At 65.7% G+C, this 12426-nt stretch carries 9 protein-coding genes and 1 other RNA gene; 4 read left to right on the forward strand and 6 right to left on the reverse strand.

Annotated features, from left to right (window positions below; all coding sequences use genetic code 11):
- Window positions 1-81: 81 nt before the first annotated feature.
- The 5 genes from ABQZ00_RS16550 to ABQZ00_RS16570 form a co-directional block, all read right to left on the reverse strand.
- Window positions 82-1050 (reverse strand): glycoside hydrolase family 113, encoded by a 969-nt coding sequence (locus ABQZ00_RS16550; RefSeq protein WP_323538735.1) that lies wholly within the window; start codon window positions 1048-1050, stop codon window positions 82-84.
- Complete coding sequence (locus tag ABQZ00_RS16555) at window positions 1032-2327, reverse strand: hypothetical protein (RefSeq protein WP_323538867.1); 1296 nt, start codon at window positions 2325-2327, stop codon at window positions 1032-1034. The genes ABQZ00_RS16550 and ABQZ00_RS16555 overlap by 19 nt, the downstream gene beginning before the upstream one ends.
- A 46-nt stretch (window positions 2328-2373) precedes the next feature.
- On the reverse strand, window positions 2374-4281 hold the full coding sequence (locus ABQZ00_RS16560) for a glycosyltransferase family 2 protein (RefSeq protein WP_311239514.1): 1908 nt from the start codon (window positions 4279-4281) through the stop codon (window positions 2374-2376).
- A 13-nt stretch (window positions 4282-4294) separates the two neighbouring features.
- Window positions 4295-5326: a hypothetical protein gene (locus ABQZ00_RS16565; RefSeq protein ID WP_323538734.1), complete on the reverse strand. Its 1032-nt coding sequence runs from the start codon at window positions 5324-5326 to the stop codon at window positions 4295-4297.
- Between the two features lie 131 nt (window positions 5327-5457).
- A complete protein-coding gene (locus ABQZ00_RS16570; RefSeq protein ID WP_323538733.1) occupies window positions 5458-6297 on the reverse strand; it encodes a glycosyltransferase family 2 protein in 840 nt (279 codons plus the stop codon).
- A 355-nt stretch (window positions 6298-6652) separates the two neighbouring features.
- On the opposite strand from ABQZ00_RS16570, the gene ABQZ00_RS16575 reads away from it, so the two are divergent.
- The 4 genes from ABQZ00_RS16575 (at window position 6653) to ABQZ00_RS16590 (ending at window position 11795) form a co-directional block, all read left to right on the forward strand.
- Entirely contained in the window at window positions 6653-7810 is a 1158-nt protein-coding gene (locus ABQZ00_RS16575) for a phosphotransferase enzyme family protein (protein WP_323538732.1), read from the forward strand.
- A 47-nt stretch (window positions 7811-7857) separates the two neighbouring features.
- Window positions 7858-10029, forward strand: coding sequence for a TonB-dependent receptor (locus ABQZ00_RS16580; RefSeq protein WP_323538731.1), 2172 nt, complete (start codon window positions 7858-7860; stop codon window positions 10027-10029).
- A 356-nt stretch (window positions 10030-10385) separates the two neighbouring features.
- Window positions 10386-10961 carry a nicotinamide riboside transporter PnuC gene (gene pnuC / locus ABQZ00_RS16585; RefSeq protein ID WP_323521613.1) on the forward strand — a complete coding sequence of 192 codons (576 nt, stop codon included), beginning with the start codon at window positions 10386-10388 and terminating at the stop codon, window positions 10959-10961.
- A gap of 105 nt (window positions 10962-11066) precedes the next feature.
- A complete protein-coding gene (locus ABQZ00_RS16590) occupies window positions 11067-11795 on the forward strand; it encodes a UTRA domain-containing protein (RefSeq protein ID WP_323538730.1) in 729 nt (242 codons plus the stop codon).
- A gap of 502 nt (window positions 11796-12297) precedes the next feature.
- Here ABQZ00_RS16590 and ABQZ00_RS16595 read toward each other — a convergent pair.
- Window positions 12298-12389, reverse strand: a non-coding RNA gene (locus ABQZ00_RS16595) — sX9 sRNA.
- Window positions 12390-12426: the final 37 nt, after the last annotated feature.

Below are 12426 nucleotides of genomic sequence, written 5' to 3' on the forward strand. Positions count from 1 at the left end.
AGATCCACCCCCTGAGCAGCTGCTAAAGCTGGGGCGACCACACAAAGGCCGCGCCGGCCTGTCGCCGAGCACGGCCGCGCGTCAGCGCGCCAGCACCTGCTGCGCCGGCTTGCCCTGCACGGTGAAGTCGCTGTCGCCCGGGCCACCGGCGGCGGGGTCGGTGTACCAGCACCACAGCGCGATGCCGTCCACGCCGTGCGCCTGCAACACCTTTCGCCACTGCTGCAGCACCTGCAGCTGCAGGCGGGTATCCACCGCGGCGGTGCGTTGCTCCGGGCTTTCCCACGGTGCGGCAAGACTGCCGCGTGCCGAGCGCAGGCCCAGCTCGGCCACCCACACCGGCTTGCCCACGCGCTGCCCCAGGTCCTGCAGGCGTTGCGCGGCGGCGTTCATCTCGGTAGCGCGCGCGCCGGCAGCGTCGGACAGACGCGGGTACAGGCTGGTGCCGACCGCATCGAACAGCGACCAGTAACGGAAGGTTTCCGCATGCTCCATCCCGTCGGCCACATACAACAGCTTGCCGCGATAGACCTTGCGCACCGCCGCGACCAACGCAGGCCATTGCGGCGCGTCCTGCAGCTTGCGCAGTTCGGTGCCGACCACCAACGCTTCGGCGTGTTCGTCTTCGGCCAGCTGCGCCAGTGGCAGCAGTGCCTTCTGATATGCGGCAAACCAGGCTGCCTGGTCGGCGGGCGCCACCTCGCCGGCCCAGTGGCCGGGAATCCAGACATGCACCTTGAGCGTGGGCTGCAGACCGGACCGATGGCTCTGCCGCAGCGCAGCGCGCATGGCCTCCAGGCTGCTGTCGCTACCCAGCACCGGGTCGTTCGATTGCAGGTTCGCCTGCCAGACGAAGGCCACCAGCAGCGCCTTGCGCGCACCAGTGCCGGCCAACGCATCCAGCGACTGCGCAGCGGCAGCGCTTTCCCACGGCGCATTGGCCGAGACCTTGACGTTGGCACCCATCCACATCGGCGCGGCCGCATTGCATCCATTGGCCAGCAGGCACACGGCAAGCAACGCTGCGAGGATTAGAACGCGTTTGCACATGCGCCAGACACCTCGGTGGTCGACGCTGCCGTGCCCGGCACGCAGGTGCCGGTACGCAGCGCTGCGTTAGTCGCGTCCGGCTGCAGCGCAGTTGCCGTTGCAACGCCGGTTGACGTGGCGGCGGCGCTCATCTGCGCGGGCACGTGCGTCTTGATCGCGGCATCCGCCTCAACCAACGGCATCAGCGTGTCCGCCGCCGCAGGGGTCGCCACACGCGCGACCGGCAGCGACACCGGTGCGGCCGTGACCACCGCCTTGCCCTGCAGTAGCGACTGCGCATCGGCGGGCGCCGCACGCATCCAGCTACCCCAGCCCTGCGGTTGCACCCAGGCCGCGCCGAGCAGGCCGAGCAGCAATAGTCCGGCTGCCTGGCTGCGCTGATCGGCCTGCAAGGCGCGCAGCAACAAGGCTGCCGGCACCCACAGCAACAACAAGGCATCGAAGCCCGCCCAGCCGAACGCAAACGACAGTGCGGCCGCGCAGATCACCGTGCCGACGCTGGCCACTACGCCACGCGCAAGCGCACCGTTACGCGCCCGCATCACCAACGCCAACACCGGGAAGCAGGCCAGCGCCGCCACGCCCCAACGCACCGCAGGCAACCAGCCTTCGGCCTGTGCGGCCAGCGGCAACGGCAGCGGACTGGCCCCTTGCGAGATGCTCGATAAGGTCGGCCACGGCGCGTTGAACACGGTCAGATTGACGTAGGCCCACATGCCGACCAGAAACGCGAACGGCAGATAGCACACCAGGTAGAACGAGCCCGGCGCCTTGCGCAGCATCTGCGGCGGCATCACCAGCAGCAGCCACGGCGCGACCATGGTCGACAACGCCAATGTCTGCAGATCCAGGCACAGCAAAATGCACAGCCACCCGGCGATACGCAGGTAGGTGAAGGCCTCCACCGGCGCCTGCAGGCGGCGCAGCGTGCGGCACAAGCCGTAGAACGCCAGCAAGCCCACCGCCTGGCTGCCGCCGGCAGCGATCGGCAGCAGGAACAGCGGGTTGCAGCCCACCAGCAGGGTCAGCCCGCTGGCCCAGCCACGCCCGAACACGCCGGCCAGATCGCGCCACAGCAGCGACAGGAACAAGGCGTTGGCAGCCACCGCCAAAAACGGCCATACCTGAAACGGCAGATCCCAATGGTGCAACGCCAGATCGACGGCCCAGGCCAGCAGGCCGCTGGCCGGCACACCGATGCCGGGCGCGCTGGTCGGTGCAACACCGCCCATCGACTGCACCAACAACGGCTGGCTCAGCAGCGACAGCGCCACCACGGCCACCAGAAACGCCGGCAAGCCGCTGTCGCGACGCGCTGCCGGCTCACTCTTCGAGTGCGGCGCGGCGTTCGTTTTCCGAATGCTTGCTGATGCCATGCGTGGTCTTCTCCCAATAGAACGGATTGTGGATCAGCTGCCAGAGACCCTTGTAGGCGGCGATCGATTGCAGCACCCAGTAAAACGGCACCGTCAGCGCGTACGGCGCCAACTTGAAGTAGTCGCGCTTGAACGCGGCCACCAGCGTGATGTAGATGAAGAACGCATTGGCCAGCAGTAGATTGACCATCGAGACCGCGGCGAGCCACGGCGGAAAGATGGCATCGAACACGCGCGCGCCGCTCAGCACACTGACCAGGCACAACGTCCACATCACCGGCACACCCAGTGCGATGAAGAAATTGCCGCCGATAAAGAACTGAAAGCCCCAGAACCCCTTGAACCCGGTGCTGCGATACAGATGCACCGGGTCGCGCATATGCACCAACCAGGTCTGCATGTAGCCCTTGAGCCAGCGCGAGCGCTGCCGGATCCAGTTGGGAATGCTGACGTTGGCCTCCTCGAACGTGGTGGAATTGACCACGTTGACGCGGTAGCCGTTCTGGATCAGCCGCACGCCCAAATCGGCGTCTTCGGTGACGTTGTACGGGTCCCACGCGCGCACCTGACGCAACACGTCCAGACGGAAGTGATTGGAGGTGCCGCCCAGCGGAATCGGGATGCGCAGGTATTCCAGCGCCGGCAGGTAGAAGTCGAACCAGAGCGTGTACTCCAGCGTGAACATCCGCGTCAGCCAGTTTTCGTCGGCGTTGTAGTAGTTCAGCCGCGCCTGGATGCACACCACATCCTTTTCTGCCTTGCGGAAGGCGGCCACCACGCGCTTGAGCTGATCCGGCTCGGGCTTGTCTTCGGCGTCGTAGATGGTGAGCAGTTCGCCACGCGCAAAATGCAGCGCGTAGTTACAGGCCTTGGGCTTGGTCTTGGGCTGCGACGGCGGCACCCGGATGATTTCGAAGAACGCTTCCAGGCCGAGTTTCTTGGCCGCATCGATGGTCTCGAAGTCGTCGGCTTCCAGCACCAGCTTCACGTCGAGCTTGCTGATCGGGTAATCCAGCTTGCGCAGCGCGTTGGCCAGGATCGGCAACACCTCCGGTTCCTTGTACATCGGCACCAGCACGGTATAGACCGGCAGGTCGTCGTCGCGCAGCGCGGCCACTTCGTCTTCGGTGACCTTGATGTCGATGCGGTGGCGCGAACCGAACCACACCAGCAACAGCTTCAAACCGAACGTCGCTAAAAAGCCCAGCGCCACCAGCACGTTGACGGTGATCAGCGCAGGCACCGGGAACAACACCATCGCGATCAGCAACACCGCCGCGATCGCCCACAAGGTGAACTTCTGCCCGCGCGTGACCACCTGGCGCGCCGAGTACGTCGGTGCGTGCGAGGCGAGCAGGTTCAAGGCGTTGTCGGTGAGCTGCTCGTCGGCGTAGCGCTGCAGGCTCCAGATCACGTCGAACTTGGCGGTGCCGACAAAGCGCACGTCTTCGCCGTAGTGCGCGCGCGCCCAGGCAAACACCGCCGGGTCGGGATCGGCCACCGCCAGCACCAGCACACCGTCCTCGCGACGCCACGGCAGCAACAGACGCTGCGCATAGCTGTCCAGGTCGGCGGCGGTGAGCAGCTCGGCGTCCGGCGGCTGCTGCACCAGATCGATGAACTCCAGCCCGAAGTGCGCGGCAACGATGGCGTAAAAGCGCTGCGCCGGCACGCCGCGCTGGGCCAGGATCACATCGCCCAGGCGCGAGTTCCAGCGCTGCTGCAACGCCAGCGCCGAGCGCAGCTGTTCGTCGGTGATGACGCCTGCCGTCACCAACGCACGACCCAACAGACCGCGTTCGCGGCCGATGTCCGGCGCCCGTCCCAGCGCCTCCATTTCGCAGGTGACCGTCATTGTCGTGGCGTCCTTAGAACCGCCACCAGGCGGCCACGAACGGCCCGCCTGCGGCACCGGTATTGCGGCCCATCACCGGCTGCTGGTAACCCAGCTGCCACTGGCTGCCGCCCGGCGCGGTGTACAGCGTCGACAGCTGCAGCTTGGTGAGGTCGTAGTTGGTGCCGGTGGCGACGAAGCCAACGCCGCCAGCAGAGCCGGGGACATCAAAGTTGCTACGTCCGTTGCCCAGGCCCTGGATCACGTTGAGCTCGCCCAGCAGCAACCAGCTCGGAGTCAGGCTCAGACCTGTGGATGCATCCACCCGCACTTCGTCGGAGGCGGCGCTGCCGCGCAGGCGCACTGCGCCACCCAGATCGACGTAGCCGTTGCGCCCGCCCAGCGTGTAACCACGGCCACGGCTGTAACGCAGCTCTAGGCCATAGTCGCCCAGGCCAAGCGCGGGATCGGAGTTTGCATCGGGATTATTTGGATGGAAGGTCTTGCTACGTCCATAAGCCGGAATGCTCACCAGTGCCTGCACCGAACTGCGCCAGACATCGTCCGGGGCGCTCGGCAGCGCATAACGCAGCCCGATTTCCTGATCGGCAAAACCGGTCGTGCTGGTGCGCGTACGGCCACTTCCGCCGTAATTGCTGAAACCGACGTCGGTGAAATAGAAATTGCCGATCACGCTGAGCGTGTCAGTCACACCATGCTCGACATAGACGTTGAGCTGGTCCTGGCGACTGCGGCCGTTGCCATCGAATTGCTGACCATCGCCAAAGGTCGTGCGGCGGTGACTGTCGTCGAACCAGCCACGGCCATCGCTATGCAGCGCCTTGACGATCACTAACGTGTCGCCCTGCGGCTGGGTCCAGGCACCGGCAATGGCGCTACCTGGCAACGCAGCCAGCGCGCAACTCAAGGCGAGTGCAGACAACGTGGCCACCGGCGTGCGGCGGGCGTTACTGAACGGGGTAGACGATGTGGCAACCGGGCTGGACTGCACGGAGGTAAGGCACGACGGACGTACCCGCGAGCGCGGGTCGTTCTGTAAAGACATTTGTACGATTCCTGATGGGGGACCCGTTAGGGACAGGAAGCACGGGCTAGGTCACACTTCGCCGCGAAACGTATCACAGTTCCGGACAGTTCCACATCACGGATTTATCACTAATTTAACACTAGCGACCACTATTTCAGGCGCAACAATCGCGGCACCTGGGCAGCTGCATGGGTCCAGATCGCCAGCCATACCCCGAGCTGGGTCAACGGCCCGCGCTGGCCGGCCTCGAACTTGCGAAAATAGCGCCACAACCCGCGGTGCTTGTGCCATTCCACGAAGAACGGCCGCGAGCGGCTGGACACGCCGCGCACGTGCACCACTTGCAGATCGTTGGCCACCGCCACCAGCGCGCCGGCCTGGCGGGCACGCCGGCACAGATCCAGGTCCTCGGCGTGCAGGCGATACCTGCCGTCCCAGCCGTCCAGCCGATCGAACAGGCTGCGCTGCATCAGCATCAAGGCACCGGAGATCGCATCCACCGGCTGCAGGGCAACCGACGGATTGGCGGGCACCGCCAGCTGGGCAGCGGCACGCGGGGCGCGCAGCATCGCGGCAAAGTCCGGGTCGCGGCGGCGCACGGCCGCATCCGGCCGGCCCTGCTCGTCCACCTGCTCCACCCCAAGCAGCACTGCGGCATGCCCGGTGGCGCGCGCGCACAGCTGCACCAGGGTGTCGGCTTCGACCATCAGATCCGGGTTGATGAAGACCAGCCAGGGCGCCTGCGAGTCGCGCGCGCCCTGATTGCAGGCAGTAGCAAAGCCGGGGTTGTCCGGGTTGGCGATGAAGTGCACCCGGGCATCGGCCAGCGCATGCCGTTGCACCACATCCAGGGTGTCGTCGCTGGACGCGTTGTCGACCACCCGAATCTCGCTGATGCCCTCGGCTGCACGCAGCCGCGACAGGCAGGCATCGATGGTGCTGCTGCTCTGATAGGTGACGACGACGGCGGCGATCTGGACTGGAGTCATCCGGCCATTATCCGGTGCCGGGACCACGCAGCGCCATCGCAGCGACGGCCCGGCATGGCGGCCGACGGCGGCACGGGGCATACTGCGCGCCCGACGGCCGCCACGCGGCCTAGGTCGGCGCCGCCTGCGGCACTCCCACACTTGATTCTTGAGATGACGGCCAGCGACCTTTCGGTTTCGCGCTGCCCTTCCACTCCATGTCGCGCGACCGCCTGATGGCGCCAGCGCGACAACGACGGCCCGGCAGCGCCGTCTGTGTTGTTACCGGCCTGCGTGCCGGCCCCGTTGAATCGGCTTCGCGCAATTGGTCTATACCACTCATCCTCTCCTCGACATGTCTGCAGAGGGTGGGCGCATGAGCGCGACGCATCAGGTCCATGGCATGAGCCTGGAGTTGGCGCTGCCCGACTGGCCGGCACTGACCGTGGATGAAATCAACCACGTGCTGCAGCGGTTCTCCGGGCTCGGGTCTGACCACGGCGTGCACTGGCACAGCGCGCGTCCGTTCTCCGCCGCCGCCTGCGTGCAGACCGCGTCCGGCCCGGTGATCGTCAAGCGCCATCACCGCAGCGTGCGCAGTGTCGCTGCCTTGCGCGAAGAACATAGCTTCATGGCCCATCTGCGCTGGGCCGGCGCGCCGGTGGTGGAGGTGCTGTACGCGGCTGACGGCCAGACCGCACTCGCGCAGGACCAGTGGGTCTACGAGGTGCAACGCGTCGGCGCGGGGCGCGACCTGTATCGCGATGCTTTGTCGTGGACACCGTTTAGCAACGTTGCGCACGCGCAGGCCGCAGGGGCTGCGCTCGCGCGGCTGCATCACGCCGCGCAGGGCTTCGATGCACCACCGCGCTCCACCACGGTGCTGGTCGCCAATCTACGGCTGTTTGCACAGCAAGACCCGGTGCAGGCGCTGCAGCGCGCGTTACCCGCGCGGCCGCATCTGGCCGCAGCGTTGAAGGAGTTTTCCTGGCAGCACGATCTGGCCACCCACGTGCTGCCCTGGCATGCGCGCGCCTGGCCATTGCTGTCTGCGCCAGGTGCGATGCCGCCGCTGTGGACGCATGGCGACTGGCATGCGTCCAATCTGCTCTGGAACACCGATCACGACGACACCGACGTCAGCGCGATCTTCGATTTCGGATTGAGCGATCGCAGCAGCGCCTTGTTCGATCTGGCCACCGCCATCGAACGCAACCTGATCCCGTGGCTGCAGCTGGATACCGGCGCGCGTGCGCAGGCGGACCTGCAACAACTCGATGCCTTACTGGATGGCTATGCGCTGTATCGCCCAATCAGCGCCACACAACTGCGCTGCCTGGCCGCCCTGTTGCCGATCGTGCATGCCGATTTCGCCTTGAGCGAGATCGAGTACTTCGCCGGCATCACGCGTTCGCCCGACAACGTGGACATCGCTTATCACCGCTATCTGCTGGGTCATGCGGACTGGTTTGCCAGCACCGATGGTCAAGCGCTGCTGGCGCATCTGCATGCGCGCGCAGCCCTGCTGCGATGAGCGGCAACACCGTGTCTTTCCTCTTCCCTTCTTTACGAGTTGCTTGCATGTCCCGTCTGTCGTTAGCCGCACGTCCCCATCGCCCGCTGACGCTCGCCCTGGCGCTGAGCCTGGCCGCCCCTGCATTGGCGCAACAGCAGCAACCCGGCGAGTCCGCGGTGCAGCTGGATACGGTCAATGTGCTGGGCGAGCGCAGCGATAGCAACACGGCGCTGACCGGCTTCGGCGCAACGCCCCTGCTCGATGCGCCGGCCTCCATCGCGGTGATCGAGCGCCAGCAATTGCTCGATCGCCAGGCGCGTGTGCTTAGCGAGGTGTTGCGCGCCGATGCCTCTGCCGGTGATGCGTATGCACCGATCGGCTATTACGAAAACTTCGTGGTGCGCGGCTATTCGCTCAATGCCGCCAACAGCTATCGCATCAACGGACTGAGCGCGGTGGGCGAGCAGTCGATTGCGCTGGAAAACAAGCAGCAGGTGCAGATTGTCAAGGGCCTGACCGGGCTGCAGTCGGGCATCAACGAACCGGCCGGGTTGATCGACTACCGCACCAAACGCCCCGAGCATGTGCGCAGCGTGACCCTGGGCACCGACGAGCAGGGCTCGCGCTATGTCGCCGCCGATTGGGGCGACTGGTTCGGCGCCGAGCGCACGCTGGGCCTGCGCGTGAATGCCGCGCGCGAAGACATCAACAGCTATGTCGATCACGCCGATGGTTACCGCAATTTTCTGTCGCTGGCCGGTGACTGGAAGATCACCGCGCAATCGTTGTTGCAGCTGGATGTGGAGTATCAACATCGGCAACAGCGCTCGGCGCCCGGCTACCAATTGCTCGATGGCACGCAGGTGCCGCGCGACATCGATGTGCACCGCCTGCTCGGTTACCAGCCGTGGGCGCGACCGGTGGAAATGGATTCGCTCAACGCGCAGCTGCGCTATGCGTATCAGTTCAACGACGACTGGCGCGCTACTGTCGAGGCCTCGCGCAGCCGCGCGGTGATCAACGATTTCTCCACATTCGCCTGGGGCTGCTATGGCGCCGCGAGCTGTGCCGAGATCTTCACGCCCAACTTCTTCAGTGCGCAAGGCGAGTACGACGTTTACGACTACCGCAGCCCCGACGACACCCGCGTGCACGATCAACTGCGCGCCACCCTCGAAGGCCATGTGGTCACCGGCGCGCTGGAGCATCGTCTGAGCATCGGCGGCGACTGGCTACGCCGCACCATCGACCGCTTTGGCTCGGTCAACGAATTCATCGGCAGCGGCAGTATCGATCGCGACCCGGAGGTTTTCGCACAGACCGATGTGGCGCTGGACCCCAAGCAACGCCGCCTGGATAGCCGCCAACGCGCGTTGGTGCTGACCGACCGCATCGGCCTGGGTGCCCTGTGGGAACTGTCGCTCGGCGCACGCGCTGTCCGCTTGGACGAGCGCGCCTTCGACCGCGATGGGCTGCTGGAACGACGCACCCGCAAGGACGCGGTGTTGCCGCAGGCCGCGTTGTTGTTCAAGCCGCAGCAAAACGTGTCGCTGTATGCCAGCTACGCCAAGAGCCTTGCCGCCGGTGGCACGGCCCCGTGGTTTGCCGACAACGCCGATGAAATCCTGCCGCCGACCAAGGCCTACCAGCTGGAAACCGGCGCCAAGCTCGAACTGGATGGCCTGCGCCTGGGCGCGGCGCTGTTCGACATCCGCCAGGCCTATCAATTCACCCAACCGCAGGCCGATGGAGGCCTGTTGTTCGTGCAACAAGGCCGGCTGCACAACCGCGGATTGGAACTGTCGGCCGACGGCGCGGCCACCGAGCAACTGCGTCTGTTCGCCAGTGTTGCCGCCATCCGCGCACGTGCAGAAGAGACCGACATTGCCGAATACGAAGGCCATCAGGCGATCAATGTGCCCAAGCTGCGTGCCAGCGTGCAGGCCGACTACAGCGTGCCAGGCGTCGATGGCCTGGCGGTGCTGGCCGGCGTGCAATACAGCGGGCGCAAGTTCGCCGACCGGCTCGGCAATGCCAGCGTGCCGGCATACACCGTGGCCAACCTGGGGGCGCGCTACGCCACCGCGCTGGGGGGCGTGGCGACCACCTGGCGTTTGAACGTGGACAACGTGTTCGACAAACGCTATTGGCGCGATTCGGGCGAGTACCAGGGCGATGCGTATCTGTTTCCGGGTGCGCCGCGCACTGCGCGCCTGAGCGTGCAGGTGGATTTTTGAGGTCTGCTGCCCCCATCCGCCCTTCGGGCACCTTCCCCCGCAGGCGGGAGAAGGACGTCGAAGCGTCCGTAAGCGGGGGAAGGGTGTCGGAGCGTCCGCAGGCGGGGGAAGGACATCGAAGCGTCCGCGAGCGGGGGGAAGGACGTCGAAGCGAAATTACCTGTGCGTTTGCGTGTTTCAGGCACTGACTGAAGGCCGCAGGCACCAGCTGAAGGCAGGGGCTCAGCGGTGCAGGCGCTGACGCGCTTGCAGTGCACTTAGGTACGGGGCACCGCGCAGCATCCACTTCCGACTGCACCACTGTTTTGCACGGGTTGCGCCTCTCCCACCGCTCTCCACTTTCCATCAGGCCTTGCATGTCCTTGCTCGAATCCATCGCCGTTGTGATCAACCTGCTGGGCGTGTGGCTGACCGCACAGCGCATCCGCTGGTGCTGGCCGGTCGGCATCGTGGCGGTCGCGCTGTATGCGTGGCTGTTCTATCAGTGGAAGCTGTACTCGGACATGCTGCTGCAAGGCGTGTATGTGCTGACCCAACTCTACGGGTGGTGGCAGTGGCAACGCGGCAACAGCGTGGACGCGCGCATCCGCCCCTTGCCGATGCAGCAGCGTGAACTGTGGCTCTCACTCTCTATCGGCGCTGCATTCGCTGCTGCGCTGGGCGCATACATGCATCACCGCACCGATGCCGCACTGCCATGGCTGGACGCGGCGCTGGCCAGTTTCAGCCTGGTCGCCAGCGTGTGGGCCGCGCGCAAGCGCCTCGCTAACTGGGTGCTGTGGATCGTGCTCGATTGCATTTACGTCGGCGTGTTCGTCAGCAAGGAGTTGTATCCCACTGCCCTGCTCTACGCCGGCTTCGTAGCGTTGGCGATCTACGGATGGCGCAGCTGGAAAACCCAACAGAACCGGAACCTGACAACGCCACGCTAAGCCCGGCGCAGTTTGCGTGCGCGTTCTTCTTTACCATCGCGGCATGCACGATCTTCCTCTCAGTGTCTCGCCCATGGCCCGCATCTCCGATTGGCGGTGCGCCGCATGACTGCGTCGCGCCAGCACGCCATCACCGAAATCATCGCCGCGCAGATTGCCGCCGGCGAATGGGGCCCGGACCAGCGCCTGCCGGTGGAGCGCGCGCTTGCCGAGCGCTTCGACTGCACCCGCATCACCCTGCGCGAAGCCTTGCAGCAGCTTGAAGCCGAAGGCCGCATCTACCGCGAAAACCGCCGTGGCTGGTTCGTCAGCGCACCACGCGTGCGCTACGACCCCACCAGCATTGCCGGCTTCATGCAGTACGTGGCCGCGCAAGGGCGCAAGCCACGCACCGAGTTGTTGAGTGCCACCCGCCAGGCCGCGGGCGCCGCGTTTGCAGCAGCGCTGCGACTGGACACGCCGTATGAAGACGTCTTCGTGCTGCAACGCCGACGCTGGATCGACCGCCGCGCCGTGCTGCTGGAAACCAACGTCGTGCTGGCAGCGTGGGCACCGGGCCTGCTCGAACACGACATGGCCGGCTCGCTGTCGAGCGTGTTCAACCAAAAGTTGGGGCTGTTCCTGAGCCGCGCACAGGTGTCGATGCATCCGGCCGGCCTGGATGCCACCCAGGCGATCCTGCTGCAGTCCACCACCGGCACGCCGTGTTTCCGCCTGCAGCGGATCAGCTTTGCCGAAGACGGCCGCGCGGTGGAGCTGGATATCGAATCCTGGCGTCACGACGCACTGGACGTGGTGGTGCGCACCGATGCGCCGATGCGGTCGGCTTCTTAAGAGGTGCTAACAAAACTACGTCACGCCGGTCTACTGCAGGCCGGCTGATCTGCTGACTGGCTGCAGGCCCCTTGCCCGCCCACCCTCGCGGGACACGCTGCAAGGACGTCCTTGTAAGCGCTTACGCAGCATCCATGCCGCGTAAGGTCCCGCGACGGTGAGCGGGCAAGGACCAGTCGAGATGGTCGGTGTGCTTGGTGCAAGCAATGCATGATGTGCTTCTACTTTGCTAGCTCACATGTGTGTGCGATCCGCATCAGCAGGCCACTGCGACGCGCGAGACGACCAGCTCTTTTACGCAGCTACCGACCAACGTCCTGGTGCGGTGTCCTCGCCGCTTGCGGGACCGTGTGGCGGCATGAATGCCGCCACCGAGCCCCCAGGGAAGGGGTCACGGCGTGTCCCGCGAGCGGCGAGCGCACCGCGCACTCGACCCACTCAGCGTTTGATCCAGACTTCCGATGCGTTTGACCTGAACTTCCGACGGCATCCACCAGGATGCGGCCGACAACACCCCTGCACTCAGCGCACGGCGAGCAGTCGTCAGCTTGCAAGGGACAGCGCTCAAGGAACCGCACTGTAAGAGAGCTACATGCCGCACCGAACACCGGCTGCGCCCGCCTAGCGATGA

The organism is Xanthomonas sp. WHRI 10204, from assembly GCF_040202875.1.
Taxonomy (GTDB): Bacteria; Pseudomonadota; Gammaproteobacteria; order Xanthomonadales; family Xanthomonadaceae; genus Xanthomonas.

Coding starts and splice junctions, on each gene's coding strand:
- pnuC (WP_323521613.1), top strand. CDS start 10,386: ATGTCCTTGCTCGAATCCATCGCCGTTGTGATCAACCTGCTGGGCGTG.
- ABQZ00_RS16590 (WP_323538730.1), top strand. CDS start 11,067: ATGACTGCGTCGCGCCAGCACGCCATCACCGAAATCATCGCCGCGCAG.
- ABQZ00_RS16550 (WP_323538735.1), bottom strand. CDS start 1,050: ATGTGCAAACGCGTTCTAATCCTCGCAGCGTTGCTTGCCGTGTGCCTG.
- ABQZ00_RS16570 (WP_323538733.1), bottom strand. CDS start 6,297: ATGACTCCAGTCCAGATCGCCGCCGTCGTCGTCACCTATCAGAGCAGC.
- ABQZ00_RS16575 (WP_323538732.1), top strand. CDS start 6,653: ATGAGCGCGACGCATCAGGTCCATGGCATGAGCCTGGAGTTGGCGCTG.
- ABQZ00_RS16565 (WP_323538734.1), bottom strand. CDS start 5,326: ATGTCTTTACAGAACGACCCGCGCTCGCGGGTACGTCCGTCGTGCCTT.
- ABQZ00_RS16580 (WP_323538731.1), top strand. CDS start 7,858: ATGTCCCGTCTGTCGTTAGCCGCACGTCCCCATCGCCCGCTGACGCTC.
- ABQZ00_RS16560 (WP_311239514.1), bottom strand. CDS start 4,281: ATGACGGTCACCTGCGAAATGGAGGCGCTGGGACGGGCGCCGGACATC.